This window comes from Brevundimonas sp., assembly GCF_018608325.1.
GTDB lineage: Bacteria > Pseudomonadota > Alphaproteobacteria > Caulobacterales > Caulobacteraceae > Brevundimonas.
Map to the genome: position 1 here is coordinate 1 of NZ_JABAZW010000056.1, position 705 is coordinate 705.

Genomic DNA, 705 nt, shown 5'->3' on the forward strand with positions numbered 1-705 from the left:
GATCAGCGCCGCGCCTCCGGTTGGAACGCCGTCGCCCGCCTGTCCGCCGGTCGAATTGAGGCCTTCGCCGCCGTCGCCGCCCATCTGAAATCGCTGGGCCTGTCCGCACCCGAAATCCCGGCGTTGGACGCCCCGAACGGCCTGGCTGTGCTGGAGGATTTCGGCGACGACCTGTTCGCCCGCGTGATCGCAGACGGCGCCGACGAGACGCCGCTTTATCTGGCCGCCATCGAGGCTCTGGCGACCTTGCACGACGCCGGAAACCCGCCCGAGGCTCTACAGGGTCCCGCAGGCGACTGGCCGCTGCTGACCTATGACGAAACGGCTTTGCAGGGCGGGGCCGATCTGTTCGTTGAATGGCTGCCGAAGCTCGATGACCGCGTGTCGTTCGACGCCGCCGCCATCGCCGACTGGCGCACGGCCTGGGCGCCCATCGTGGCCTCGGGCGCAGCAGGCGCCTCGGTCATGGCGCACCGCGACTATCACGCCGAGAACCTGATCTGGCTGCCCGAACGTGAGGGCGCCGCCCGCGTCGGCATGATCGATTTCCAGGACGCGGTGCGCGCCCACCCGTCGTGGGACCTGCACTCCCTGTTGCAGGACGCCCGCCGCGATGTGTCGCCCGCGTCGGAGGCCGAGGCGCTGGACCGCTATTTCACCCTGCGGCCCAACGTGGACCGCGCTTCGTTCATGGCGGACTACGCC

At 69.8% G+C, this 705-nt stretch carries 1 protein-coding gene; it reads left to right on the forward strand.

Annotated features, from left to right (window positions below):
* On the forward strand, nt 1–705 hold a 705-nt coding region (locus QZ281_RS06020), incomplete at both ends, for a phosphotransferase (protein ID WP_292225902.1).